The organism is Micromonospora sp. Llam0, from assembly GCF_003751085.1.
Classification (GTDB): Bacteria; Actinomycetota; Actinomycetes; order Mycobacteriales; family Micromonosporaceae; genus Micromonospora_E.
Map to the genome: position 1 here is coordinate 757095 of NZ_RJJY01000002.1, position 26587 is coordinate 783681.

The 26587-nt window shown below is 69.6% G+C and carries 23 protein-coding genes; 13 read left to right on the forward strand and 10 right to left on the reverse strand.

What is annotated here, in order from left to right; translation table 11 throughout:
* The first annotated feature begins 47 nt into the window (after window positions 1-47).
* On the forward strand, window positions 48-1382 hold the full coding sequence (locus EDC02_RS30655) for an MFS transporter (RefSeq protein ID WP_123605758.1): 1335 nt from the start codon (window positions 48-50) through the stop codon (window positions 1380-1382).
* 320 nt (window positions 1383-1702) lie between these two features.
* Here the strand turns inward: EDC02_RS30655 and EDC02_RS30660 are convergent, their stop codons facing one another.
* The 3 genes from EDC02_RS30660 to mshA form a co-directional block, all read right to left on the reverse strand.
* The gene (locus EDC02_RS30660; RefSeq protein WP_233606529.1) at window positions 1703-2707 is read right to left on the reverse strand and encodes a hypothetical protein; all 1005 of its coding nucleotides are present in this window, start codon (window positions 2705-2707) and stop codon (window positions 1703-1705) included.
* 86 nt (window positions 2708-2793) lie between these two features.
* Window positions 2794-3309 (reverse strand): YbjN domain-containing protein, encoded by a 516-nt coding sequence (locus EDC02_RS30665; RefSeq protein ID WP_123605759.1) that lies wholly within the window; start codon window positions 3307-3309, stop codon window positions 2794-2796.
* A gap of 11 nt (window positions 3310-3320) precedes the next feature.
* Window positions 3321-4688 (reverse strand): D-inositol-3-phosphate glycosyltransferase, encoded by a 1368-nt coding sequence (mshA, locus tag EDC02_RS30670; RefSeq protein ID WP_123605760.1) that lies wholly within the window; start codon window positions 4686-4688, stop codon window positions 3321-3323.
* 186 nt (window positions 4689-4874) lie between these two features.
* Between mshA and EDC02_RS30675 the strand changes: the two genes are divergently transcribed.
* Window positions 4875-5663 (forward strand): SDR family oxidoreductase, encoded by a 789-nt coding sequence (locus EDC02_RS30675; RefSeq protein WP_123605761.1) that lies wholly within the window; start codon window positions 4875-4877, stop codon window positions 5661-5663.
* Window positions 5660-6511 carry a class I SAM-dependent methyltransferase gene (locus EDC02_RS30680; RefSeq protein ID WP_123605762.1) on the forward strand — a complete coding sequence of 284 codons (852 nt, stop codon included), beginning with the start codon at window positions 5660-5662 and terminating at the stop codon, window positions 6509-6511. Before EDC02_RS30675 ends, EDC02_RS30680 begins: the two co-directional genes overlap by 4 nt.
* A gap of 60 nt (window positions 6512-6571) precedes the next feature.
* Here EDC02_RS30680 and EDC02_RS30685 read toward each other — a convergent pair whose 3' ends face one another.
* Window positions 6572-7693, reverse strand: coding sequence for a UDP-N-acetylmuramate dehydrogenase (locus EDC02_RS30685; RefSeq protein WP_255500595.1), 1122 nt, complete (start codon window positions 7691-7693; stop codon window positions 6572-6574).
* A gap of 69 nt (window positions 7694-7762) precedes the next feature.
* On the opposite strand from EDC02_RS30685, the gene EDC02_RS30690 reads away from it, so the two are divergent.
* The 10 genes from EDC02_RS30690 (at window position 7763) to EDC02_RS30735 (ending at window position 18849) form a co-directional block, all read left to right on the forward strand.
* On the forward strand, window positions 7763-8524 hold the full coding sequence (locus EDC02_RS30690; RefSeq protein WP_123605764.1) for a maleylpyruvate isomerase N-terminal domain-containing protein: 762 nt from the start codon (window positions 7763-7765) through the stop codon (window positions 8522-8524).
* A 247-nt stretch (window positions 8525-8771) separates the two neighbouring features.
* A complete protein-coding gene (locus tag EDC02_RS30695) occupies window positions 8772-10076 on the forward strand; it encodes an ABC transporter substrate-binding protein (protein WP_123605765.1) in 1305 nt (434 codons plus the stop codon).
* Window positions 10073-11089 carry a carbohydrate ABC transporter permease gene (locus tag EDC02_RS30700; protein ID WP_199757975.1) on the forward strand — a complete coding sequence of 339 codons (1017 nt, stop codon included), beginning with the start codon at window positions 10073-10075 and terminating at the stop codon, window positions 11087-11089. Before EDC02_RS30695 ends, EDC02_RS30700 begins: the two co-directional genes overlap by 4 nt.
* Before the next feature lie 74 nt (window positions 11090-11163).
* The gene (locus EDC02_RS30705; RefSeq protein ID WP_123607253.1) at window positions 11164-11937 is read left to right on the forward strand and encodes a carbohydrate ABC transporter permease; all 774 of its coding nucleotides are present in this window, start codon (window positions 11164-11166) and stop codon (window positions 11935-11937) included.
* Window positions 11934-13316: a GH1 family beta-glucosidase gene (locus EDC02_RS30710; RefSeq protein WP_233606531.1), complete on the forward strand. Its 1383-nt coding sequence runs from the start codon at window positions 11934-11936 to the stop codon at window positions 13314-13316. The genes EDC02_RS30705 and EDC02_RS30710 overlap by 4 nt, the downstream gene beginning before the upstream one ends.
* Window positions 13317-13375: 59 nt before the next feature.
* Window positions 13376-14386: a LacI family DNA-binding transcriptional regulator gene (locus EDC02_RS30715; RefSeq protein ID WP_123607256.1), complete on the forward strand. Its 1011-nt coding sequence runs from the start codon at window positions 13376-13378 to the stop codon at window positions 14384-14386.
* A gap of 246 nt (window positions 14387-14632) precedes the next feature.
* The gene (locus tag EDC02_RS30720) at window positions 14633-14956 is read left to right on the forward strand and encodes a hypothetical protein (protein ID WP_148083701.1); all 324 of its coding nucleotides are present in this window, start codon (window positions 14633-14635) and stop codon (window positions 14954-14956) included.
* 479 nt (window positions 14957-15435) lie between these two features.
* Window positions 15436-16047: a GntR family transcriptional regulator gene (locus EDC02_RS30725; RefSeq protein WP_233606700.1), complete on the forward strand. Its 612-nt coding sequence runs from the start codon at window positions 15436-15438 to the stop codon at window positions 16045-16047.
* Between the two features lie 217 nt (window positions 16048-16264).
* Window positions 16265-17551 (forward strand): MFS transporter, encoded by a 1287-nt coding sequence (locus EDC02_RS30730; protein ID WP_233606532.1) that lies wholly within the window; start codon window positions 16265-16267, stop codon window positions 17549-17551.
* Window positions 17548-18849, forward strand: coding sequence for an MFS transporter (locus EDC02_RS30735; protein WP_158632371.1), 1302 nt, complete (start codon window positions 17548-17550; stop codon window positions 18847-18849). The genes EDC02_RS30730 and EDC02_RS30735 overlap by 4 nt, the downstream gene beginning before the upstream one ends.
* Window positions 18850-18874: 25 nt before the next feature.
* Here EDC02_RS30735 and EDC02_RS30740 read toward each other — a convergent pair whose 3' ends face one another.
* From EDC02_RS30740 to EDC02_RS30765, 6 genes are all read right to left on the reverse strand, one after another.
* Window positions 18875-20770: an ABC transporter ATP-binding protein gene (locus EDC02_RS30740; protein ID WP_199757976.1), complete on the reverse strand. Its 1896-nt coding sequence runs from the start codon at window positions 20768-20770 to the stop codon at window positions 18875-18877.
* Complete coding sequence (gene speB, locus EDC02_RS30745; RefSeq protein ID WP_123605769.1) at window positions 20767-21738, reverse strand: agmatinase; 972 nt, start codon at window positions 21736-21738, stop codon at window positions 20767-20769. Before speB ends, EDC02_RS30740 begins: the two co-directional genes overlap by 4 nt.
* Window positions 21739-21798: 60 nt before the next feature.
* Window positions 21799-22653: an ABC transporter permease gene (locus EDC02_RS30750; RefSeq protein WP_233606533.1), complete on the reverse strand. Its 855-nt coding sequence runs from the start codon at window positions 22651-22653 to the stop codon at window positions 21799-21801.
* Between the two features lie 49 nt (window positions 22654-22702).
* On the reverse strand, window positions 22703-23656 hold the full coding sequence (locus EDC02_RS30755) for an ABC transporter permease (RefSeq protein ID WP_123605771.1): 954 nt from the start codon (window positions 23654-23656) through the stop codon (window positions 22703-22705).
* Window positions 23657-23684: 28 nt separating this feature from the next.
* Complete coding sequence (locus tag EDC02_RS30760) at window positions 23685-25202, reverse strand: ABC transporter substrate-binding protein (RefSeq protein ID WP_158632372.1); 1518 nt, start codon at window positions 25200-25202, stop codon at window positions 23685-23687.
* A 100-nt stretch (window positions 25203-25302) separates the two neighbouring features.
* Complete coding sequence (locus EDC02_RS30765; RefSeq protein ID WP_123605773.1) at window positions 25303-26277, reverse strand: Gfo/Idh/MocA family protein; 975 nt, start codon at window positions 26275-26277, stop codon at window positions 25303-25305.
* Window positions 26278-26587: the final 310 nt, after the last annotated feature.

The following is a 26587-nucleotide window of genomic DNA, read 5'->3' on the forward strand; positions in this document are numbered from 1 at the left end:
TGTAAGGCACCGGTCGAGCACTGTTCATTACTGCACGGGGGTGGCGGATGTCGGGCGCGCGGGAATGGCTGCGGCAGACCACCGGCGGCCTGCCCCGCGCCTTCTGGTACCTGTGGACCGGAAGTCTGATCAACCGGCTCGGCTCGTTCGTCGTGATCTTCCTGGCCATCTACCTGACCGCCGGGCGCGGCCTGTCCGGCTCCCAGGCCGGTCTGGTGCTCGGTGCGTGGGGTGCCGGTGGCGCGGTCGGGACCCTGCTCGGCGGCACGCTCGCCGACCGCTGGGGGCGGCGCCCGACGCTGTTCACCGCGCATCTGGGCGCCGCCACCATGCTGATCGTCCTCGGGCTGGCCGACCGGTGGTGGCTGCTCCTGGTGGGGGCCGCGCTGCTCGGCCTGTTCAACGAGGGCGCCCGGCCGGCGTACGGGGCGATGATGATCGACGTGGTCCCGGCCGCCGACCGGCTGCGGGCCTTCTCGCTCAACTACTGGGCCATCAACCTGGGGTACGCGTTCGCGGCGGTGCTCGCCGGACTCGCCGCGCAGGTCGACTACTTCCTGCTGTTCGCGGTGAACGCGAGCACCACCCTGGCCACCGCCGCGCTGGTCTTCGTCAAGGTCGGTGAGACCCGGCCGGCGACCCGGGCGGCGGCACCGCTCGGTGCGGCCGTGGTCGCGGCCCGACCGGCCGGGTTGCTGGTTGTCGTCACCGACCGCGTCTTCCTCGGCTTCGTCGGGCTGAACGTGCTGCTGGCCATGGTGTTCATGCAACACGGCGCGATGTTGCCGATCGCGATGGCCGACGACGGGCTGTCCCCCACCACGTTCGGCGTGGTGATGGCGCTCAACGGCGTACTCATCGTGGTCGGGCAGCTTTTCGTACCCCGGCTGATCACCGGCCGCAACCGCTCGCACGTGCTGGCTCTGGCGGCGGTGATCGTCGGGGTCGGCTTCGGCCTGACCGCCGTCGCCGACGTCGCCTGGTTGTACGCGGTGACCGTGCTGATCTGGACCGCTGGCGAGATGCTCAACTCGCCGTCGAACGCGACGCTGATCGCCGAGCTGACCCCGGCCGCACTGCGCGGCCGTTACCAGGGCGTCTTCTCGCTGTCCTGGTCGGTCGCCGCGTTCGCCGCGCCGATCACCGGCGGCTTCGTCTGGCAGTACGCGGGAAACACCGCGCTGTGGCTCGGCTGCGCCGCGATCGGCGGCGTGGTCGCGGTGGGTCAGCTGATCGCCGGACCGGCCCGAGAACGGCGGGCCGCCGAGCTACGGACGAGCGAGCTACGGACGGACGCTTCGGCCGTGACCCGGCTGGCCCGGTCCCAGCTGGCGAAGCCGGACGGGTCCCAGCAGCCGCTGGCGCGAGCTCATCCGCAGTAGTTGCCAGGCCGGCAGAAACGGATAACCGGCGGCGGGGAGCGACACTCACCCCCGTAAGCGTCGCTCCCCCTCGCCGCCGGTTTCGGGTGGCGCCGTCCCCCAACGGCCCAATGCCACCGGTCCCCCGGCACCCAGCCCGGTCGTTCGGACCGAACCGGTCCGACGGCCCCCAGCCAATCCCGGGCTCGGCGCGTGGCTCAACCGTAGTTCCTGCCACTTCCGATGGACAAGGCGATTCGGTTGTACGCCCAATCACACCACCCGAGGTGCCGGACGGGTTTAAGCCGCAACAACACCGACGAGTGATGACGAATACACGCTCAGGCATCCTCGCGGTCGGGAGATTCGAGCCGGAAGAAATTGCTCGGTGTACCGTCCGTGCGCTGTTCCTGGTAGATGAAGTTCAACCGACGCTGATCAAACGTCCCAAACCACTCATCCCAGGAGATCTTTCGTAGATTGCCGCCGCCGTACCCGGGGAAGTCGATCCGCAGCACGCTGGGCCGGCCGTCACGCGGGGCGCTGACGGTCGCCGGTGCACCGCCCCGGGCGTCGGCCCACTGCCGGATCGTCCGGTGATCGGTGGTGACCAGGCTACGCCCGGCACGTTCGGCGTGCTGCTGCGGATCATCGATACGCTGGGCGTACTTCAGCGAACGGGACGACTTGGCTCCGGACCGGATCTTGGCGCCGCCACCGCCGGCCCGTGCGCCGCCGCCCGCGCCAGAGGTGTTCCGCCCGGCCGAACCGGCGCTCTTACCGGCCGAACTCGCGCTCTTGCGGGCCGAACTCGCGCTCTTGCGGGCCGAACCGGTGCTCCTCCCCGCCGAGCCGGTGCTCTTTCGGGCGGCACTCGTGCTCTTGCGGGCCGTCGACGATGTACCGGACCGGGCTGAGCTGGTGCCCTTGCGGGCCGAACTCGCGCTCTTGCCGGCCGGCGCTGAACGCCGGGAGGTTGGCGAACCGGCCTTCGGCCGGGACGCCTGCTTCGCCCGCGCCGGAGTACCCCGCCGCATCGCCCGCGCCAGCGATTTGATCAGATCGGGCTTGCGCAGGTTGGACGTGCCGGTCACCCCGCGCTTACGCAACTGGGCACGCAGTTCGTCGACCCGCAGGTCGGCCAGGTCGCTCTCCCGGACGTTGCCGCCGGCCCGGTCGATGATCGCCGTCGCGCTGCGAGTGCCGGCGCCGCGGTTCGAGCTGCTCCGAGCCGGACTCGGGTTGCGGGCCGAGCCGGACTTGCGGGCCGAGGTGGAGCTACGGCCGGCCTTGGACCGTCCGTCCGACGCGGGGCTGCGGCGCCGGGTGCTGGTCTGTTGAGGCATGGTCTGCTCACTCCCTTTGACAGTGTCCCTGCGGGGGGCAGTGGGCGACGATTGCGCCACCATGCGAGCAGTACCCTGCTGGCTCCCTACAAACCTGGATCCTCCGGCGTCTTGTCGTCGAAAAGGTGCGCAAAGGCGCGCAGGTTCGCCAACGGTTCGCCTCTCTTGACCCGCCATTCCCACTCGCGGCGGATCGCCGAACCGAAGCCGATCTCCAGCATCGCGTCGAATGACTCGTCGGCATAGGTGAGCACCGAGCCGAGTATCCGGTCCAGTTCGTCTTCGGTGATACCGGCCAACCCGACACGACCGGTGAGGTAGATGTCGCCGACCGAGTCGATCGAAAAGGCGACACCGTACATCCTGGCGTTGCGTCGCAGCAGCCAGGTCCACAACTCGGTACGCCGTTCATCGGGCTGCCGCATCACGAATGCTTCTATTCGCAGCGCCTGCTCGCCGACGATCAGATTGCACACCGTCTTCAGCTTGTGGGTGCCCGGCAAGGTCACCGCGTACGACAGGTCACCGGTCGGTTCCCAGCTCAGCTCGCGCTCGTTGCAGACCGCCTCGATCAGCGCCGCCACCTCGGCTCGTCCGCTCATGGCACTCCTGGTCAGCCCACGCTTGCCGACAGGGCGTCGGCGTCCCGGGACATCCCGGCGGCGGTCGCCGCGCGGTACGCCCGCACCGCCCCACCGTAAACGTCTAGCAGCCCGGCCGCAGTGCGTGCCCAGGAGAACTGCCGGGCGTGCTCCACCGCGCCCCGACCGAGCCGGTCCCGCAACGCCGGGGCGGCCAGCAGATCGCCGATCGCCCGGCCCCAGTCGTCCGGGTGGTGCCCGTCGACCAGCACTCCGCTGCGCCCGTCGCGGACCGCAGTGACCAGGCCACCGACCGAGGCGGCCAGCACCGGCGTGCCGCAGGCCTGAGCCTCCAGGGCGACCAGACCGAATGATTCGTTGTACGACGGCACCGCGACCAGGTCGGCGGCCCGGAACAGGGCCGGCAGGTCGGTACGGGCCAGCGGCGGCATGAACCGCACCAGGTCGTCCACTCCCAGCGATCTCGCCAGGTCGATCAGGGCTCCCGGCTGGTCCAGGCCGGTTCCGCTGGGGCCACCGGCGACCACCACCGTGAGATCGGCGACCGCATCCGGGTCCCGTCGGCGCAGTGCGGCCACCGCGCGCAGCAGCACGTCGGGTGCCTTCAGCGGCTGGATCCGGCCGACGAACGCCACCAGATGGCCGCGGACCGGCAGGCCGAACCGCCGTCGGGCGGCCGCCCTGGTGGCCTGTTCCCGGCCGGCCGGGCCGGGCCGGAACCGGTCCAGGTCGACGCCCGGTTCGACCACCGACACCCGGTCCGCCCCGGCGCCGTACCAGTCGATCAGCTCGCCGGCCTCGGTCCTGGTGTTCGCCACCAGATGGTCCGCCTCGGTGACCACCTGCTCCTCGCCGATGATCCGGGAAGCCGGCTCAGGCCGGTCACCGGCCGCCAGCCGGGCGTTCTTGACCTTGGCGAGAGTGTGCGCGGTGTGCACCAGCGGCACCCCCCAGCGCTCCTTCGCCAGCCACCCGACCTGCCCGGAGAGCCAGTAGTGCGAGTGGATCAGATCGTAGTAGCCAGGGGCCCGGGCGGCCTCCGCCCGCAGCACCCCGGCGGTGAATGCGCAGAGCTGCGCCGGCAGGTCCTCCTTCGGCAGCGGCTCCAGTGGGCCGGAGATCACCTGCCGAACTCGTACACCGGGTGCCATCTCCACCACCGGCGGTACGCCACCCGCTGTCGCCCGGGTGAAGATCTCGACCTCCACGCCGGCCTCGGCCAACCGCCGGGACACCTCGACGATGTAGACGTTCATACCGCCGGCGTCGCCGGTGCCCGGCGAGTCCAGCGGAGAGGTGTGCACCGACAGTGTCGCGACCCGACGGGGACGCGGCGGCGGCTGGTTGTCACCCGGCCCGGCCTGACCCACCTGCACCACGTCGCTCCCTCCGCTCGCCTGATCGCAGCCAACGCCACCAACCAGGACGACCTGTCACATCTTCCCGGTACCGGCAGCGACGTACCGCACTACAGCCAGTGGAGGTGATCCACCTCTCGCCGGTGGCGACGCCCGGGGCCGACCGGCGGCGACCGTCCCGGGCCGGCAAGCGGCGACAATGGCCTGATGACACCGATCGCCATCGTCACCGGAGCGTCCAGCGGGATCGGCGCGGCCACCGCCCGCCGGCTGGCCGCCGACGGCTTCCATGTGGTCGCCGCCGCCCGCCGCGCCGACCGGCTCGCCGACCTGGTCGCCTCGATCTCCGACAGCGGCGGTGCCGCCACTGCGGTGACCTGCGACGTCACCGACGACGGGTCGGTGGCCGGGCTGGCGCAGGCGGTCACCGGGCTGGCCCAGCAGGGTGACCCACCCGGACGGGTCACCCTGCTGGTGAACAACGCCGGCGGAGCGCGTGGGCTGGACCCGGTCGAGTCCGCGCCGGTGGCCGACTGGCGGTGGATGTACGAGGTGAACGTGCTCGGCACGCTGCGGGTCACCCAGGCCCTGCTGCCGGCGCTGACCGCCAGCGGGGCCGGCACCGTCGTGGTGATCGGCTCCACCGCCGGGCAGGTCGTCTACGAGGGCGGTGGCGGCTACACCGCCGCCAAGCACGGCCAGGCCGCGCTGACCGAGACGCTGCGGCTGGAGCTGTGCGGCCGGCCGGTCCGGGTGGTCGAGATCGATCCGGGCATGGTGCGTACCGACGAGTTCAGTGTGAACCGGTTCGACGGGGACACCGCGCGGGCCGACGCGGTCTACGCGGGGGTGGCCGAGCCGCTGGTCGCCGACGACATCGCCGACTGCGTCGCCTGGTGCGCCACCCGGCCGCAGCACGTCAACGTGGACCGGCTGGTGGTCCGCCCGTTGGCCCAGGCAGCGCAGCACAAGGTGCACCGGGTGCTGCCCGGGTGAGCAGGGGTCGGGCGGCCCGGCCGGTCGGAGCCCGCACGCCCGACGCGGCCCGGCCGGTCGGCGAGGTCACCCGGGGCACCACCGCGCCGAACCGGCTGCGCCGGGCCGACCGGTGGATCGCGTACCGCTGCGGGTCGGCGCTGACGGACGCGGCCGGGCCACCGCTGGTGGTCGACCTGGGTTTCGGCGCCCACCCGGTGACCACCGTCGAGCTGGCCGCCCGGTTGCGGGCGGTGCGACCGGACGTGCGGGTGGTCGGGCTGGAGATCGACCCGGACCGGGTCGCGGCGGCGGCTCCGGCCGCCGCGCCGCCACAACTGACCTTCGGCCGGGGTGGATTCGAGCTGGCCGGGCTCCGGCCGGTGCTGGTCCGCGCGTTCAACGTGCTGCGCCAGTACGCCGAGTCCGACGTCGCGGCGGCGTGGGCGACGATGAGCACCGCGCTCGCCCCCGGGGGGTTGCTGGTCGAGGGGACCTGTGACGAACCGGGCCGGGTCTGCTCCTGGGTGCTGCTCGACGCCGCCGGGCCGGTCTCGCTGACCCTGGCCGGCCGGTTGGCCACCCTGGCCGGCCCGGCCGGCGGCGGGCCGGCGGTGCTCGCCGAACGGCTGCCCAAGGCGCTGATCCACCGCAACGTGCCGGGCGAGCGGGTGCACGCACTGCTGCGGGCGCTCGACGAGAGCTGGCGGGCGGCGGCCGGCTACGCACCGTACGGGCCACGGCAGCGCTGGCTGCACACGGTGTCGGCGCTGCGGGACGGCGGCTGGCCGGTGCTGGACCGACCGGCGCGGTGGCGGCTCGGCGAGTTGACCGTGCCCTGGTCGGCGGTGGCCCCGGCCGGCGGTTGAGCAGTGGTCCCGACGGCCCGTCGCGTGATGGCCCTGCCCGACGGGTCGGCTGCTCGGCGGCTAGTCGAACGAGCAGTTGACCAGGACCGGCTCCGGGTGCAGGGTCACGCCGAACCGGGCGCGGACTCCGTCCCTGATCGTGCCGGCCAGGTCGAGCAGTGCGGCGGTGCTGCCGCCGCCCCGGTGGGTGAGCGCCAGGGTGTGCTTGCTGGAGATGGCGACCGGCGCGTCGCCGCCCGGGTAGCCCTTGCCGTACCCGGCCTTGTCGATCAGCCAGGCCGCGCTGACCTTGACCGCGTCGCCACCGGCGACCGGCCAGGTCGCCGGCTCGCCCGTCCCGGCCGCGGCGACCCGGGCATGGAACCGCTGCGCGGCGGCGGCGTCCAGCACCGGGTTGGTGAAGAACGAGCCCACCGAGCGGGTGTCCGGGTCGGTGGCGTCGAGCACCATCCCCTTGCCGGCCCGTAACCGCAGCACCGCGGCGCGGGCGTCGGCCAGTGGCACCCGGTCACCGACGGCGACGCCGAAGCTGCGGGCCAACTCGGCGTAGCGCACCGGGGTGGACAGCTCGCTGCGGACCAGTTGGAAGTCCACCGCCAGCACCAGGTAGCGATCATTGCGTTTGAACAGGCTGTCCCGGTAGGCGAACCGGCAGTCGGCGGCGGGCAACGCGTACCGCTCGTCGGTGAGCCGGTCGTGCACATGCACGGCCTGCACGGTCTCGGCGACCTCCTGGCCGTAGGCGCCGACGTTCTGGATCGGGGTGGCACCGGCCGCGCCCGGGATACCGGACAGGCACTCCACCCCGGACCAGCCGGCGGCGACGGTCGCCGCGACCAGGTCGTCCCACGGCTCGCCGGCCTCGACCCGGATGGTGACGGTGGCCGGACCCCCTGCCCCCGCCGGTTCCTCGGCGACCACCTGGAATCCGGTGGAGCGAACCAGGATCACCGTGCCGGGGAACCCGTCGTCGCCGATCACCACGTTGCTGCCGCCGCTGAGCAGCAAGATCTGCTCCCCGCGCCGGCCGGCGTCACGGACCGCCTCGGTCAGCTCGTCGGCGGTGGTCGCGGTGACCAGCCGGTCGGCCGGGCCGCCGAGGGCAAGCGTGGTATAGCGTGCCAACGGCGCAAGGGCCGTCGGGTCTTCAGCAGATGGCGCGTGGGCACTAACGTCAGGCACGCCCCTCACCCTAGGCTGGAATCCACCCGCGCCACGCCACTGGCTGTCGGCTCGACCCGGAGGATCATGATGAGCAGGCTGCACGGCTCCAAGGACTTCTGGCTCGGCGCACTGCGGGCGGACGGTCCGGCGTTCCGGGCCGCGGTCGCCCAGGTGCCGCTGGACGCGCCGGTGCCGTCCTGCCCGGACTGGACGGTCGTCGACCTGGTGCACCATCTCGGCGCGGTGTACGCCTGGGTGCGCGAGCACGTGGTGCGCGGAGTGGTCGATCCGCCGACCGTGCGGTCCGAGATGACCGGCCGGCCCGGCGGCGACGAGGCGCTTGTCTGGTGGCAGCAGGAGTTCGACGCGCTGGTCAATCTGCTCGACGGGATCGACCCGGAGCTGCCGGCGTGGAACTGGGCGCCGCAGGCGAAGAAGGCGGCGTTCTGGCCACGCCGGATCGCGCACGAGACCGCGGTGCACCGCTGGGACGCGCAGACGGCGATCGCCGGGGTGGAGCCGGTAGAGGCGAAGCTGGCCGCCGACGGGATCAGCGAGGTGCTGGACTCCTGGCTGCCGGCGGGCCGGCGGCGCAGTCACCAGCCGGCGTACGGGGTGGCGCATCTGGTGGCGACCGACGCCGAGCAGGAGTGGTACGTCCGGTTGCGGGGCGAGGGCATGGCGCTGCTGGACACCGACACGATCCTCGACTCCGACGATCATCACACCCGGACCCTGGCCACCGGCACCGCGAGTGACCTGCTCCTCGGGCTCTGGGGTCGGGTGCAGTTCGACGTGCTGGACGTCTCCGGCGACGCCACGCTGCTGGACGCGCTCCGGGTCGGCTGACCACCGGTCACGTCCCAGCCGGCGATGCTGGCGTCCGGTCGTCCCTGGCGATGCTGGCGTAGGTAACGTGCCGGCAACTTTCTGCGAACGCTCACTTGACATGGAAGTGATTCAGGTCCCACTCTCGTGAGAGCGCTCTCACCGACCACGCCGGCCAACCGGCCAGATCGCCAGGTCAACGCAGAGCCAGTCAGCAACCACGCAGTTTCCGCACCCCACCATGCCTGGACCTGAGAGGGGTCAATCCATGGGCGCCAATTCACGCCGCCGGTTGGTCACCGCGACCGCCGCCGCGGTCACCGTACTCGCCGCAGCCACCGGCTGCGGCGGCGACGAAGCCACCGACGACGGCACCATCACCCTGACCGTCGACGTCTTCGGCCAGTTCGGCTACGAGAAACTGTACAAGCAGTACGAGGCCGAAAACCCCGGCATCAAGATCGTCGAACGGGGCACCGGCACCAACCTCGACGAGTACTCCCCCAAGCTGACCCAGTGGCTGGCCGCCGGCAAGGGCGCCGGTGACGTCGTCGCCATCGAGGAGGGCCTGCTGATCGAGTACAAGGCCAACCCGCAGAACTTCGTGAATCTGCTCGACCACGGCGCCGCCGAGCTCGAAGGCAACTTCATGCCGTGGAAGTGGGACCAGGCGCTGACCGCCGACGGCAGCCAGCTGATCGGGCTCGGCACCGACGTCGGCGGCATGGCGATGTGCTACCGCACCGACCTGTTCGAGGCCGCCGGGCTGCCGACCGACCGCGGGGAGGTCTCCGCGCTCTGGCCGACCTGGCAGGACTACATCTCCGTCGGCGAGCAGTTCGTCGAGGCCGACACCGGCGCGTCGTTCCTGGACGCGGCGACCCAGACGTTCAACACGATCGTGCTGCAGACCGCCGGCGCCGCCGAGGGCTACCACTACTACGACCTCGAAGACAACCTCGTCGTCGACACCAACCCGGCCGTCAAGCAGGCCTGGGACATCACCATGGACATCATCGACTCCGACCTGAGCGGCAAGTACGGCGCCTGGTCCGACGAGTGGGTGGCCGCGTTCAAGCAGGCCAAGTTCGCCACCATCGCCTGCCCCGCCTGGATGACCGGGGTGATCGAGGGCAACGCCGGCCCGGAGGCGGCCGGCAAGTGGGACATCGCCACGGTGCCCGGCGACGGCGGCAACTGGGGCGGGTCGCACCTGGCGGTGCCGGCGCAGAGCGAGCACCAGGAGGAGGCCGTCAAGCTGGTCAAGTTCCTGACCAGCCCGGAGGGGCACATCGGGGCGTTCAAGGCCAAGGGCCCGCTGCCGTCGTCGCCGCAGGCGCTCGACGACCCGGCGATCCTGGAGGCGACCAGCGAGTACTTCAACGACGCCCCGATCGGGCAGATCTTCGGTGAAGGCGCCAAGAACCTCAAGCCGGTCTACATGGGACCGAAGAACCAGGCGGTACGCACCGAGGTGGAGAACGCCGTCCGTACGGTCGAGCTGGGTCAGCGTACGCCCGACGAGGGCTGGACCGACGCGGTGAACAACGCCAAGACGGCGGCCGAGAAGTGACCGCAGGCCGGGTGGCGCAGGTCGAGCCGGGGCAGCCGGCCGCCGACGCCACCCGGCCGGCCCGGCGACAGCCCGAGCCGCCGCACCGGCGGCCCCGGCTGTGGCTGGCCCGGCTGGACACCAAAGCCTCCCCGTACCTGTACATCGCGCCGTTCTTCGTGCTGTTCGCGATCTTCGGCGCCTACCCGCTGGGCTACACGTTCTGGGTGTCGCTGCACGACTGGGACCTGCTCGCCGCCGAGCACCCGTTCGTCGGCTTCGACAATTACAGCCGGCTGCTCGGCGACGGCGACTTCTGGAACTCGGTGCTCAACACGTTGGGCATCTTCGTCATCTCGACGGTGCCGCAGCTGCTGCTGGCACTGTGGCTGGCGCACCTGCTGAACCGGCAGCTGCGGGCCCGTACGTCGTTCCGGATGAGCATCCTGATCCCGAACATCACCTCGACGGCGGCGGTGGCGATCGTCTTCGGTCAGCTGTTCAGCCGCGAGTTCGGCATGATCAACTGGGCGCTGGACCTGGTCGGCATCGACGCCATCGACTGGCGCAACACCCGGTTCGGCGCCTGGGTGGCGATCTCGACGATGGTCGACTGGCGGTGGACCGGCTACAACGCGCTGATCTTCCTGGCCGCGATGCAGTCCATCCCGAAGGACCTGTACGAATCGGCGGCGATCGACGGTGCCAGCCCGGTCCGGCAGTTCTGGTCGATCACCGTACCGATGCTGCGGCCGACGATTGTCTTCTGCGTCATCATCTCCACCATCGGCGGACTGCAACTGTTCACCGAGCCGCTGCTGTTCAACTCCGGCCCCAACCCGATCCGGGGCGGGCCGCTGCGCGAGTCGCAGACGATGACCATGTACATGTTCGAGAACGCGTTCGCGCCGCACTTCAACTTCGGCTACGGCTCGGCGATCGCCTGGATGCTGTTCGCCCTGATCGTCGTCATCTCGCTGATCAACGTGCTGGTGATCCGCCGGCTCGGCAACAGCACCCGGAAGCAGGGGTGAGCACCGTGAAAGCCAGTCAGCACCTGTGGAGCGCCAGCAAACTGACGTACGCGACGCTGATCGTCGCCGGGCTGATGTCGATCTTCCCGATCTACTGGATGTTCGTGGTCGCCACCCGGTCCAGTGACGCGATGGGGCAGATCCCGCCGCCGCTGACCCCAGGCGGCAACCTGCCGGGCAACATCGAACGGCTGTTCAACAACCCGGACGCGTACTTCCTCACCGGCATGATCAACTCGGCGATCGTCGCCGGCACCGTCACCTTCTCGGTGGTGCTGTTCTCGTCGCTGGCCGGGTTCGCCTTCGCCAAACTGCGGTTCAAGGGCTCCAACGCCCTGCTGCTGGTGATCATCGCGACGATGATGGTGCCGACCCAGCTCGGCGTCATCCCGCTGTACATGCTGATGAGCCAGCTGGACTGGAACGACCGGCTCGCCGCGGTCATCGTGCCGGCGCTGGTCACCGGCTTCGGGGTGTTCCTGATGCGGCAGTACGCCAGCCAGGCGGTCAGCACCGAACTGATCGAGGCGGCCCGGGTCGACGGCTGCTCCACGCTACGGATCTACTGGAACGTGGTGCTGCCGGCGTTGCGCCCCGCCGCCGCCGTGCTCGGTCTGCTCACCTTCATGACCATGTGGAACGACTTCCTCTGGCCGTACGCGGTGCTCAACGACCCGGAGAACCCGACCGTCCAGCTGTCGCTGCGGGCGCTGTCGAACGGCTACTACAACGACATGTCGCAGGTCTTCACCGGTACGGCGCTCGCTACGCTGCCACTACTGATCGTGTTCATCATTTTCGGCCGTCAGATCATCGGCGGCATCATGGAAGGTGCTGTCAAGGCGTGACGAACTCCAACGAGCCCATCCGGTTCCCCGACTCGTTCATCTGGGGCGCGGCGACCGCCTCGTACCAGATCGAAGGCGCCGCCCGCGCGGCCGGTCGCGGCCCGTCGATCTGGGACACGTTCAGCCGTACGCCGGGCAAGGTGCACGCCGGGCACACCGGGGACGTGGCCTGCGACCACTACCACCGCTACCGCGACGACGTGGCGCTGATGGCCGAACTGGGGCTGCACACCTACCGGTTCTCGATCGCCTGGCCGCGCGTGCAGCCGGACGGCACCGGCCCGGTCAACCCGCACGGGCTGGACTTCTACGACCGGCTCGTCGACGAGCTGCGCGGGCGTGGCATCGAGCCGATCGTCACCCTCTACCACTGGGACCTGCCGCAGACCCTGGAGGACCGGGGCGGCTGGACCAACCGGGAGACGGCCGAGGCCTTCGCCGAGTACGCGCGGGCCGTGTACGCCCGGCTCGGCGACCGGGTCCAGACCTGGACCACGCTCAACGAGCCGTGGTGCTCGGCGTACCTCGGCTACGGCACCGGGTTGCACGCCCCGGGCCGTACCGACCCGGCCGCCACCTTCCAGACCGTGCACCACCTGCTGCTCGGCCACGGCCTGGCCAACCAGGCGCTGCGCGCCGCCGGCGCGTCGACCGTCGGGATCACGGTCAACCCGACGTCGGCTTTCCCGGCCGACCCGGCCAGCGAAGCCGACGCCAAGGCGGTCGAGCTGGTCGAGGACCTGCAGAACCGGATCTTCCTCGACCCGATCCTGCGCGGCGGCTACCCGCAGCGAATCCTCGACCACGTCAGCCGGTTCACCGGCCTGGACCACATCCGCGACGGCGACGAAAAGATCATCGGCGAGCCGATCGACCTGCTCGGTATCAACTACTACTCCCCCACCTACCTGGCCGCCCGCGACGGCGCCCCCGGTGGTGGCGGGGCCTTCCCCGGCACCGAGGGCATCGAGTTCATCGCCCCGGAACCGCCGCTGACCGACATGGGCTGGCAGATCCAGCCGGCCGGGCTGACCGCGCTGCTGAGCAAGCTGGGGCGGGACTACCCGGGCGTACCGATGATCATCACCGAAAACGGCGCCGCCTTCCCCGACCAGCTCGCCCCCGACGGCGAACGGGTCCACGACGCCGACCGGGTCGCCTACCTGGACGGGCATCTGCGGGCCGCGCACGCCGCGATCGCCACCGGGGTCGACCTGCGCGGCTACCTGGTGTGGTCGCTGCTGGACAACTTCGAGTGGTCCTACGGCTACGCCAAGCGATTCGGCATCGTGTACGTGGACTACCTGACCCAGCGGCGGGTGCCGAAGGACAGCGCGCGGTGGTACCAAGAGGTGATCCGCCGCAACGGCATCGGCTGAGCCGCTGGCGTTTTCCGAGGTGGCGGCACCTTGCACAGACGGGGAGCACAGGCGTGAGCATGGCCAGGGAACGTCCGACGCTGGAGGCGGTGGCCCGCCGGGCCGGCGTGTCCCGGGCCACCGTCTCGCGCGTGGTGAACGGCTCCACCACCGTCGCCGTACCGATCCAGGACGCGGTCCGTCGGGCGGTCCAGGAGCTGGGGTACGTCCCCAACCTGGCCGCCCGCAGCCTGGTCACCCAGCGCACCGACTCGATGGGGCTGATCCTGCCGGAGACCGCCACCCGGGTCTTCTCCGACGACCAGGTCTTCCCCGGCATCATCCACGGCGTCAGCCAGGAGCTGGAGGCGGCCGACAAGCAGCTGGTGCTGATGATGTCCGGCTCGGTCGGCAGCCACGACCGGGTCGAGCGGTACGCCCTGGGCCGGCACGTCGACGGCGTCATGTTCGCCTCGATCCACGGCGTCGACCCGATGCCCGGCACGCTGGCCCGCAGCGGCCTGCCGGTGGTGTGCAGCGGCCGACCGATGGGACAGGTCAGCGCCGGGGTGCCGTACGTGGACGTGGAGAACGAGGCCGGCGCCGAGCGGGCGGTCCGCTACCTGCTCGGATCCGGCCGGCGACGGGTGGCGACGATCGCCGGCCCGCAGGACATGATCGCCGGGGTGGACCGGCTGGCCGGCTACCGGACGGTGATCCGGGAGACCGGTGGGCGGTCGCTGGTCGCCGCCGGCGACTTCACCCGCGAGTCGGGCGCGATCGCGATGCGTCAGCTGCTCGAGGACGACCCGGCGTTGGACGCGGTCTTCGTCGCCTCCGATCTGATGGCCCACGGTGCCATCCGTACGCTGCGGGAAGCCGGCCGCCGGGTGCCCGACGACGTCGCGATCATCGGTTTCGACGACATCGAGATGGCCGGCTACATGGACCCGGCGCTGACCACCGTCCGCCAGCCGATCCAGGAGATCGGCCGGACGCTGGCCCGGCTGCTGCTGCGGCTGGCCGACGGCGAGGCCGTCGAGCCGGCGGTGGTGCTGCCCACCGAGCTCGTCCGGCGCGACTCCGCCTGAGGTCCGGTTCCCGGTCCCGCTCTGGCCCTGCCTGACCTCGCCTGACTGGGTACGCGCGGTTTGCGAGATCGTGCAGATAAATGCAGTCTACAAAACCACTGGTCAGCCGTAATTCAATTCTGACTTTTCGTAGTCGTCGCAGGTCGGCACGCCCTCGCCGGCGCGCGCTAGATAACGGCAAGACATTGCCGATCACGAATGCCGCTGTTACGGTGACATCAAATCCGCAACAGGAAGGGGACATCCGTGCGTACTCTCGCAAGAGTCGCCGTCACCGCGGCGATGGTCGTGGGCGCGATGGCCGCCACCGGGACCGCAGCGGTCGCCGCCGACTCGTCATCCAACGCCCAGGTCAGCGCATCCGCCAGTGCGGCAGCCATCGACGTCTACTACGGCTACGGCAGCGGAAGCAGTGCGAGCAGCGCAGTCTACAACGCCAGGTACCAGGCCGAGCTCTGGGCGCAGATCGATGGCTACACCCCCTTCATCGACTGCTACGTATCCAGCTCGTACGTAAATCAGATCAGCGACTACTACTACACCGCGAACGTCACCCTGATCTGCTACTGACCCGCAATTCCGAGGACCGCGACAAAGTGCGCCGGCCCACCTTGCAGTGGGCCGGCGCACCACCGGGTGCAGCGTCTCGCTGGCGTCGATCAAGAAGGGTATCGAACCGACATTTGCCTTCCAACCAGATTAACTGGAACGATCTCCCCGAGAAGGAACAAGTTAAGAATCGGCGGGCGGTCGAAGTGTGGGGCAGCGGGTGGGTACGAGACGGCCACCGGTGCGAAACCCTTCGACGACCGCCCGTAGCGCCGACGCATCCGGTCCGTACGCTAGGCTGTAGATTGTGCATAGGTGCTTGGCGGGCGGTGCGAGCCGGGCCCGGTGAGCCGCTGGGACATCCTTGATAGACAGGCACGGTGCCAGCTGGCAACCGCCGCAGGCGAACAGGAGGTCGGGCGATAGCCACGCCAGTCAAGCAACGCAATCAGCCGACCGTCGCGCGCGCCGCGAAGACCGCGCAGTCCTGGGCAACGGATGTGCTTCGCGAGCGGATCCTGTTGGGTCTGATCCAGCCGGGTGACCGGCTGCGCCAGGTCGAGATCGCCGCGGAGCTCGGACTGTCCACGACACCGGTGCGGGAGTCGTTCCGTTCGCTGGCGACCGAGGGGCTGGTCGCGATCGACGAGCATCGTGGCGTCGCGGTCCGGAAACTGACCATTGCCGAGTGCATCGAGATGCAGGAACTGATCGCGCTGGTCGAACCGGACAATCTGCGGCATGCGGTGCCGTTGATGGACGAGGCGACGCTGGCCGAGGCTGACGCGTTGTGCCGCAAGATGAGCCGCGCCGACGTCGGAAACAGCTACGCGCTGCTCAACCGCGAGCTCCATCTGACCTTGGCCCGAGCGTCGGGTCGCCATCGGGCGATTGCCCTGTTGGCCGAGCTGCTCACGCTCAGTGCACTGCACGTGCCGTCCGACAGTGCTCGTCTGCCCGGCCGGCGCGCCCAGTCGCGGCGTGAACACCGGGCACTGGTCGACGCCGCTCGCGCCGGTGACGGCGAGGAGGCCGCGCGGCTGGCCTACGAGCACTGCCAGCCGATTCTGAGCCTGCTCCGCAACGATCTGGAGCGTGACCGCGACGGGTGACGTCAGTCGGGTCCCAGGCCGGTCATCAGGAACGCATCTGTAAGCATCGTGTTTCGCCCCTTGTCGGATCACCTGCCGGTGGTGGATGCTGATCACCCAAGATTATGCACAATCTATAGTACGTAGCATAATCGCGTCGACCGGACGAGGGAGACAAGAGGCACCATGTCGCCGGGTTCATCCACTGTAGATGTGGTGTCACGGACGTGGACACGCGTTGAAATCACGTGACGTGGCCGTACCGCAACCACAGGTCGATCCCGCATCGCCGACGACCCGAACCTCGGTGTCGGTGTGGGCGATCGCCCTCATCGTGATCTGCCAGAGCACGCAGGGCTTCTCGCTCGGCGGCATCGCCCTGTTCCTGCCGCTGATCCGCGACGATGTCGGGCTGACCTTCGGCCAGGCCGGCACCCTCGGCGCGGTCTCCCTGCTGGTGTTCGCCGCCATGCAGGTCCCGGCCGGATACCTGGCGGACCGGTTCGGCCCCAAGCGGCTGTTCCTGCTGGGCCTGGTCGGTCTCAACCTCTGCTCCCTCACCTTCGCCCTGGTGGACTCCTTCACCATCCTTCTCGTCAACCAGGCACTCTCCGGCCTGGCCCGGGCGTTCGTCTTCGCCCCCGGACTGCTGCTCATCACTCACGAGTTCCCGGCACACCGTCGAGCCACCGCGCTCGGGCTCTACGTGGCCGGCGGCTTCTCCTCGAACATCCTGCTGAGCTTGGCGGGTCCCGCGCTGGTGGGCCACGTCGGCTGGCGGTGGATCTTCGTGGGTTTCTCTCTGCTCGGCCTCGGGGTCACCGCGCTGTACTGGCGCGCCGGTAGTCCCGGCCCGACCCGACAACGCGACTCCTACGTACGGCTACGGGAGTTGCCCGGCCTGCTCGCCCACCCGGTGATGTGGGTGGCCGGCGGGGTGCAGTTCGTCCGCTACTCGGTGGTCAACGGCCTGGGCTTCTGGCTGCCCACGTACCTCATCGCGGAGAAAGGCTTCTCCCTGCACACGGCGGGCCTGTTGCTCGCGGCGGCGGCCGCGGTGACCGCGTCGTCGAACTTCCTCGGCGGGCACGTCTCGGACCGGTTGCGGCGCCCCGCCCTGGTGATCGGCGTCTCGCTGGCGGTGCTCACCGCGACCATCGTGGCCCTGGTCTCGGCGCGCTCGCTGCCCGTCGTCGTCGTGGTGGTCCTGGTGCAGGCGGTCTTCCTCCAGTTCTACTTCGGACCACTGTTCGAGATCCCGATCAGGGTGCTCGGCGTGCGCACCGCCGGCCTGACCAGCGGCTGGTCCAACCTCTGCGCCAACATCGGCGGCCTGAGCTTCGCCTTCGGGCTCGGGCAGGTCAAGGACCTGACCGGTTCGTTCGCCATCGGGATGTACGCGATGGTCGGTCTCTGCCTGCTCGGCCTGGTCGGCGCGTACGGGCTGTCGGTCCTGCTCGCCCGGGCCGCCCGCTCGGCGACCGAACCGGCAGTCGCCGCCACCGGCCCGGAGCGAACCTGGTGAACTGGCCCGGCCCACGGCTGGTGCTGCCCGGCAGACGGCAGACGGCCCGCACCCGGACGGACAGCGGGCCCGGCCCGTTCGCCGCGCTGTCCGTCCCGGTGTTCCGGGCGCTGTGGCTCGCCGAGTTCGCCGGCGACATGGGCAACTGGATGCACACCGTCGGCGCGCAGTGGGTGATCGTCGGACATGCCAACGCCGTACTGCTCGCGGCGCTGGTCGTGGCAGCGGCGCGGATGCCGGTGCTGGTGCTGTCGGTGCCGATCGGCGCGATCGCCGACTTCGTCGACCGGCGCTGGCTCCTGCTCGGGTCCCAGGCGTTCCAGACCCTGGTGGGTCTGGCGCTCGCGGTTACCAGCCTGCTCGGCTGGCTCGGCCCCACCGCGCTACTGGTCTACACCTTGCTACTCGGTCTCGGATCGGCGCTGTCGACGGTCGCCTTCCAGGCCCTGGTGCCGCAACTCGTCACCCCGCCCCTGCTGCATTCCGCCGTCGCCCTCGCCCAGGTGAACCTCAACATCGCCCGGGTGCTGGGCCCGGTGCTCGGTGGTCTGCTCGTCGCCCTGACCGGACCGTCGACGGTGTTCGTGCTCGACGCGTTCTCCTACCTGGTCTTCGTCGTCGTGCTCTGCTTCTACAAGGTCCCCGGCCGACCGGCCAGAACCCGCCCTGCTCTGCGGCGCGCGCTCGTCGAAGGCATGGTCTTCGTCCGGCGCTCGGTGCTGATCCGCCGCATCCTGGTGCACTCGTTGCTGATCGGCATCCCGTCGAGCGCTGTCTGGGCGTTGCTGCCGTCGGTGTCGACGCTGCGCCTCGGCGTCGACGCCACCGGGTACGGACTGCTCCTCGCAGCCGCCGGCGCCGGCAGCGTATTCGGCGCGCTGCTCCTGCCGGGCCTGCGCCGACGGGCGAGTGACAACACGAGTCTGCTGGTCGGCGGGGCGGCCTCGGCGGGTGCGCTCGGCGCGCTGGCACTGGTCCAGGACCTGATCGGTGCCGCGGTAGCCCTGTTCGTCTTCGGCGTCACCTGGATGGTCATGCAGACACCACTGGCGGCCACCATGGCCCTGACCGCACCAGATCCGATCCGAGGGCGGGTCATGGCCCTGTTCCAGACCGTACGCATGGGCAGCCAGTCGGTCGGCGCCGTCGGCTGGGGGCTCGCGGCGACCGACCTCGGCCTCGTGCCGGCCCTCGTGCTCTCCGCCGTGGCCATGGCGCTCGCGGGGCTGGCCGCCCTGTGCCTGCCGGTCGGACCGAGGCGACGTACACCGGGGTGGCCACCGGTGGCCATCGGCTGACGACCGGCCGTACGCCGAATGGAACTTACCCGCGGGCCGCCGGGGTACCGCCGGCGTTCAGGCTGTCGGCGCCCGAGCCGTCGGCGTCCACGCTGCCGGCCTCGGGCATGACGAGGGTGTCGCGGAGCAGCATCTCGGTGTACGGGTGCTGCGGGCTTTCCAGGACCTGATCGGCCGAGCCGGCCTCGACGACCACACCGTTCTGCAGCACGACGACCGAGTCCGCGATAGCGCGCACGACACCGATGTGGTGGGTGATGAACAGCAGGCTGAGGTTCTCCTCGACCCGCAGCTTCACCAGAAGTTCGAGTACCGACGCCTGGATCGAGACGTCCAGGGCGGAGGTGATCTCGTCGCAGATCAACACCCGGGGCCGGGCGGCGAGCGCGCGGGCGATCGCGACGCGCTGCCGCTCACCGCCGCTGAGTTGCGCCGGGTAGCGCGTCTCGTAGTCGGCGGGAAGGGAGACCTGGGCAAGCAGCCGGCGCACCTCCTCGCGCTGTCGCGCCGCCCCCTTGACTATCCCGAAGGTCTCCAGCGGCCGGGTAATGATCCGGCCGATCGTGTGGCGCGGGTTCAGCGAGCCGTACGGGTTCTGGAAGATGTACTGGATCTCGCGGCGGGCGACCTTCGTCCGGGATCCGGATGGCCACGGCATACGCTGGCCGTCGTAGTGGAGCCGGCCGTCGACAGCTTCCTTGTGCAGGCCGCTGACCGCGCGGGCCAGGGTGGTCTTGCCACTGCCGGACTCGCCCACGAGCGCGACACACTCGCCCTCGCGCACGGTCAGGTCGACACCGAACAGCACCCGGTTCTCGTCATAGCGCCTGCCGTAGCTGATGTCGACATTGCGGACGAAGAGCAGCCCGGGCTCGCGGTGTTCCGGTGGTGTCCACTGCGGACCGGTGTCTTCGGGGCGGGCGTAGCTGGCCGCCAGCACGACGTCCGTCCGCCGGCACCGCGACGTGTGTCGGAGCCCGACCGCTACGGGCTCCGGCGTCGCCACCAGGCATTCGTCGACGACCAGATCGCAGCGGGCCGCGAATGGGCAGCCGGTGCCGCGTTCCTTCGGGTTCAGTGGCGTCCCCGCGATCCCGACCAGCTTGCGGCGCTGGTCGACCGTTGGCGTGGCGAGGATGAGTCGGCGGGCGTAGGGGTGCGCCGAGGCGGTGAGCATCTCGTCCGCCGGGCCGTCCTCGACGACCAGTCCGGAGTACATGACGGCGATCCTGGTGGCGATCGTGCCGACGACGGTGAGGTCGTGCGTGACGTAGACGGCGGCGACCCCCTCCTCAGCGATGACATCGCGGATCGTGTCGAGTACGGCCGCCTGCGTCGTGACGTCGAGGCCCGTGGTCGGTTCGTCGAAGACGATGGCCTTCGGCCGGTTGAGCATCGCCATCGCGATGGTGACCCGCTGCAGCTGTCCGCCGGAGAGTTGGTGTGGGAACCTCCGCAGGAACTCTTTTGTGGCCGGCAGCTTGACCCGCTCGAGCAGGTGCCGGATCCGGTCCCAGTCGGCCGCTCTGCGGAGCCAGCGCGACTCGCCCATGGTCTCGGCCAGCTGCGTGCCGATCCGCAGCGCCGGGTTCAGGGCCGACATCGGATCCTGCGGTACGTAGGAGATCACCCGCCCACGGGCGCTTCGCCTCGCCGATTCGGTGGCCGTGACCATCTCGACGCCGGCCACCTTGACCGAGCCGGACAGGGTCAGATTGTCCCGTGCGAAGCCGAGTAGCGACAGCGCCAGCGTCGTCTTGCCCGAGCCGGATTCGCCCACCAGGCCGAGGACCCCACCGGCCCGCAGCCCGAAGTCGACTTCCCGCACGATGTCGTACGGCTCGCGGGCGTCGACCGTGACGGTCAACCCACGGACGTCGAGTACGTGGTCGTCGGTGCCAGCGGGCATCTCGTCGGTCATGGCTTGGCCTTCGCGAACATCGCCAGGAGTTCGAAAGCGGCTACCGCAGCGGCCATCGAGGTCAGCTCCGCATGGTCGTACGCCGGTGACACCTCGACGATGTCGGCGCCGACGATGTTCAGGCCGACCAGCCCGTGGAGGATGAGCTGAAGCTCCCGGGTGGTCAGGCCACCCGGCTCCGGCGTGCCGGTCCCGGGGGCGTGTGCGGGGTCCAACGCGTCGATGTCGATGCTGACGTAGACGGGGTGGTCGCCCACCCGGTCGCGTACGCGGTCGATCGCGTCGTCGACGCCACGGCGGGCGATGTCCAGCGTCGATACGATGGCGAAGCCCAGCCGCCGGTCCTCGCTGAAGTCGTGTGGGCTGTAGACGTAGTTGCGGATTCCCACGTGCGCGGAGCTGTCCAGGGCGAGGATGCCCTCCTCGGCGGCCCGCCGGAACGGTGTGCCGTGCGTGTACCTCGCGCCGAAGTAGCTTTCCCAGGTGTCCAGATGCGCGTCGAAGTGCACCAGCGAGATCGGCCCGTGCTGGGCGTACGCCGCGCGCAGCAACGGTAGCGCGATCGTGTGGTCGCCACCGATCGTGACGATCTTGGATACCTGGTGGTAGAGCGCCGTCGCGGCGACCTGTACCTCGGCCACGGCCTCCTCGATGTCGAACGGGTTGACCGCCACGTCTCCGGCATCGGCGAGCTGCAGCACCTTCCACGGTTCGACGTCGAGCGCCGGGTGGTAGCTGCGCAGCAACTTGGAGCCCGCGCGGATCGCCTGTGGCCCGAAACGGGCGCCGGGACGGTACGAGACGCCGCTGTCGAACGGCACGCCGAGGATCGCCACGTCGGCGCGGGAGACGTCCTGCAGGCGGGGCAGCCGGGCGAAGGTGTCCGGTCCGGCGTAGCGCGGAACCCTGGTCGCTTCGGGCGGGCCGATGGGCAGGTCCGACCCGTCGGACCGTGACTCGTCACTCATTGCCCCACTCCCTTCCACATGCCGCTGGCACTCACTGCTGCATTCCTTTCCACGCGCCGCTCACCGGCCGTCGGCGCCGGCGGCGGCCACCGCGAGGCCGTCGCTCACCAGGTTGGCACCGACGGTGACGACGATGATCGCGATGACCGGTAGGAGGACCGCCATCGGTGTCGTGAGCAGGCCGGCCTGGTTCTCCTGGATCATCAGGCCCCAGTCGGCGGCCGGCGGCTTGACGCCGAGACCGAGGTAGTTCAGGCCGGCGACGGAGCCGAGCGAGAGGGTGTAGCGCTGCCCGGTCTCGACCGACAACGGCACGAGGATGTTCGGCAGGATCTCGGAGAAGAGAATACGGCGGGTGGGTGTGCCCGTCGCCTCGCTGTACCGAACGTAGTCGGACTCGGCGACACCGACCGTCGCGGAGCGCACCACCCGCGCGGTATGCGGGAACAGGCCGACGCCGACAGCGACGACGAGGACCCAGGTCTGGGCACCGGCGACCGTTATGACCAGGAGTGAGAAGGCCAACCCGGGGAAGGCCATCATCAGGTCGACGAAGCGCATCAGGGTCTCGTCGACGACCTTCTTGGTGTAGCCGGCGACAAGTCCGATGATGGTGCCCACGGCGACGCCCAGGATCGTCGCGAACGCGCTGACGACGAGCAGGTCGCGACCGCCCGAGAGGAATCGCGTCCAGACGTCACGGCCGATCCGGTCGGTGCCGGAGAGCGCTTCGCCGCCGGGCCCGGAGAACGGAATGCCGACGAACTCGGTGGTCGAGAACGGGGCGAAGTACGGCCCGACGATCGCGAAGAGAACCACCGCGAGCACGGCCGCGATACCCACCCGGGTCCGGCCGAGTTTCAGTGCCCGCCGGATGAATCCGCGCTGCCGTGCCACCGATGGTCGCGCATCCACCGCAATTGGGGTAGCGGGCGGATCGACAACTTCTGTCGTCATCGGGTCCTCACATTCTCGTCCTGAGGCGAGGGGTGACGATCATGACGGCCAGGTCCGTCAACAGGTTCAACACGATGGTGAAGAAGGCCAGGATCACGACAAGGGTCTGGATGACCGGAAAGTCGCGCCGGCCGACCCCCTGAATCAGTTCGTACCCGACGCCGGGATACGAGAACACCGTCTCGACGATGATCGTGCCTCCGGAGAGAAACACGAGCGTCAACCCGAAAGCCTGCACGATCGGACCGAGGCACATACGCAGCGCGTGCCGAAAGATCACGGTGCGTTCGGGTAGTCCCTTGAGGCGGGCGACCATGACGGCGTCGCTCTCCAGCGCCTCGATCATGGCGGCACGCACCATCCTGATCGGGTACGGGATCAGCCCGAGCACCGAGGCGAGGACGGGAAGCGCGAAGAGTTCGAGCTGACTCCAGACGGAGACGTTAGGGTCGAAGATGCTCGACCCTGGGAATATCCGGAAAACGTTCGTGGCGAGGAAATAGATCGTCAGAACAGCGATGGCGAATCCTGGCATCGCGGCGAGGCTCAGCGTCAGGAAGGAGGCGATGTTGTCCGCCAGGCGACCGGAGTGTACGGCGCTGTACACTCCGATCACCGTGGCTATCGGAATCACCAGGATCATCACGAAGAACGTGAGCAGCGCGGTGTAGTAGACGGCGCTACCGAGCAGCTCGGAGATCGGGTACGGCGACATGAGCGAATTGCCCCAGTCGAGCGTGACCAATCCCTTGAGCCAACTGCCGTACTGGGTGAGCAGCGGCTGATCCAACTGCATCTCGCGAGTCATCGCGTCCCACTGCTCCTGCGTGTACTCGTCGCCGAGCGCGATGAGGCGCGGGTCGCCAGGAAGGACGTGCAGCACCGCGAAGATCACGACGGAGATCAACCAGAGGGTGATCACCCCGCTGATCAGTCGCCGAAGCAGGATCGATCGGATCATGACGCCACCCGTCGGAGAATGAGTTCTACTAGCCTTCGAGCCACATCAGGCGGTAGCGCCAGCTGCCGAGGTTCCAGCCGTTCGACTCCATCGGGATCACACCCTTGAGCTTGTCGGTGGTCAGGTCGACGTTGCTCTTGAAGGAGTGGATGATGTCCGGTCCCGACTCGTACAGCTTCGTCAACAGCTGGCCGGAGTACTCGGCCTGCTGCGCGGGGTCGGTGGTGCTCAGCAGCTGGTTGTAGATCTGGTCACCCTCCGGGTCCTGCCACAGGCTCTCGTTGGAACGACCACCCTCGCTCCACCGCTGTGACCAGGACCCGCCGACCAGTCCGGCCGCCCAGTAGTTCTGCTTGAACTGGTCTTCCTTGTGGTTGGCGCTCCACGTCGCGGCGTCCTGGATGTTGATGTTCACCGTGACCCCGGCGGCCTTGGCCTGCTCGGCGTAGACCTGTGCGGAGTTGACCATGCCACCGTTCTGGGCGCTCGTGTTGAGGGTGATCGTCAGCCCTTCGTAGCCGGCGTTCTTCAGCAGACTCTTCGCCTGCTCGATGTCCTGCTCGCGCTGCGGCAGGTCCGGGTAGCCCGGGTCGCCGGGGCAGGGCATGTCGTTGGCGATCTCACCGAGGCCGCTGTACGCCTGCTGCACCATCTGCTCACGGTCGACGAGCAGCTTCATGGCGAGACGCACGTTGGGGTCGTTGAACGGCGCGGAGTCCACCCGCATCGTGATCGGCTGGTAGAAGCCCGACTTCGTGATGACCGTGGTGAACCCGGTCGGGGGCAGTTGGGGGATCAGGGTGGAGTCGACACCGTCGATCGCGTCGACCTGGCCGGCGAGGAGTGCGGCCATCCGCGGCGTGTTGTCGGCGAAGTCGATGATCTCGAGTTCGTCGAGGTACGGCTGTCCCTCGCGCCAGTAGTTCGGGAAGGCCTTGTACGTGGAGCGTGCGCCGGCCTGGAAGCTCTGCATGACCCACGGCCCGGTGCCGACCGGCTTGGCCGGGTCGAAGTCGGTGGGGAGGATACTCGTCTGCGACGATCCCCAGCGGGTGGGCAGCAGCGAGTCCGGGGTCTTCAGGGTGAGTTCGACCGTGAGGTTGTCGAGCTTCTTGATGGCGTTGGGGTCGATCGACGCCAGCGCCGACGCCGCCCGGCCCGGGTTGTCCGGATCCAGGATGCGTTGCAACGAGAAGATGAGATCGTCGGCGGTCAGCGACTTGCCGTGGTGGAACTCGACCCCACTGCGCAGCCGGATCGTCGCCACCGTGGCGTCGGCGTTCATCTCGAACGACTCGGCCAACGCCAGCTCGGCACGGTACGGCAGATCCGGGGCGAGAAGGGCGAGACTGTCGGCGATCTGCTGGCCACGGCCCTGGTCCGTGTCCGACGACGTGAAGTGCGGGTCGTAGATGTTGCCGGAGCTGCCGATCACGCCGACGCGCAGCTTGCCACCCCTGCGGGGTGTGCCCGGCGAGGCGCCCGGGGAGGCCGAGGTCGAGGGCGAGTCGGCACCGCAGGCGGCGGTGGCCGCCAGACCGACCATTCCGACACCCGCTACCAGTATTGAACGTCGACTGAGTCGTGGACCCATGTGACACCTTCCTATGTGGGTAGTAATAGGTGAGACCGCAGACGGTTCGGAGTCAGGCCGGGGCGATCTGTTCGAGAACGTCCAGATTTCGGGCTCCGTCTTCGCCCGTCGCGTAGGCGACGTCCTCGCCCAGGAACGCGGCTGTCACCGTTGCCAGCTGCGCCTGCGCGGAGTGGGGGGTCTCACCGGTGATGTCTTCGGTGCCGCCATCGGCGTGGTGCAACACGACCCGGCCCTGCCCGGTCGGGGACGTGTCGGTGGCGACGAGAGCGCCCTGCGTACCGGTCACCTCGACGACGGTGGTCGGTCGGTAGTAGCTCGCCGTCGCGGTCAGGGTCGCCAGCACGTCGCCGGAGAACCGCAGCGCCGCGACGGCCAGATCCTCGGTCTCGTACCCGCGTTGGGCGGCGGTGAGGCCGATGGCGGACTCGACCTCGCCGAGCAGCATCCGGAGCAGGTCGACGTGGTGGGTGCCGATGTCGGCCAGCACCCCCCAGCGGGCGGTCTCCTTGTGTCCGCGCCACGTCTTCGGCGCCGAGTCCCGCCGCATGCCGTAGAGGCTCCGAGCGGTCACGATCCGCCCGATCGCACCGGCGGTAACAAGCTCCCGCATCCTGATGTGGCCGGGGACGTAGCGCGCCTGGTAGCCGGTGGCGAGTCTGACCCCCGAGGCCTGGGCCAGTTTGACCAGCTCCCAGCCCTCGTTGGCGGTGAGCGCGAGCGGCTTCTCCAACAGAACGTGTTTGCCGTGCCGGATCGCCCGGGTGGCGTGTTCGAAGTGCAGGTAGCTACTGGAGGCGATCCAGACGGCGTCGAGGTCGGGGTTGGCCAGCAGGGCGTCGAGGTCGCCGTAGCCGCAAGGAATCCCCGCGTCGGCCGCGAAGGTCGCCGCCCGCTCCTGGCTGCTGCTGGCGACCGCGAGCAGACGCGCGGTCGGAGTCTCGGTGACCGCTGGAACGCAGACCCGCGCGGCGTAGCCGGACGTGCCGACCAGGCCCCACCCGAGGTTCGGCGTTGCTGCTGCCATCTCCGCCTCCAACGTTGTGCATAATCGATTGCGCCGATCCTGGGCGCGTACCGGCACGTCGCGCAAGGCGTGTAACGCACTACTAACCTGGCGGCCAGGTTGTTAACGTGATCGACTTTTTTCACAGCTCCGACACGGAGACGGCCCGGCGGCCAAGTGCCTCGTGACCTGGCACGTCGCCCCCCACCGGGGTGCGGGCGACGACCGGTCGTCGAGCCCGCCGACCACCCTTGCGCGGCGACACGGCGCCTGTGCATACTGTGCCCACCGATAATGCATAATCGACAAAGGGCGTCGTCGGCGGCCGCGT